1 protein-coding gene is annotated in these 223 nt (G+C 64.6%); it reads left to right on the forward strand.

The features are described 5' to 3' along the window. A partial coding sequence (locus ACX4ZE_RS23545; RefSeq protein ID WP_480275660.1) for a hypothetical protein occupies positions 1-223 on the forward strand: 223 nt, incomplete at both ends.

Consider the following 223-nt stretch of genomic DNA (forward strand, 5'->3'; position numbering starts at 1 on the left):
TCGCCGATGAACTCGGTCCGGTGATCCCTCGTTCCTTTCCGCCGGCGCCGGGCTGGTCACCCGACGGGCATCGGATCACCGCCGAGTTGGACTACTCGCGCGGTCCGGAGAAGACCTGGGTCTACGGTGGGCTGCGCGTGCGTGACGGCCATGCGGTCACCATGACCGCGCCGTCACGCAATAGTGTTGGCTATCAACAGTTTCTGCAGCTGATCGAGGACGA

The organism is Nocardia sp. TBRC8007 (assembly GCF_056629435.1).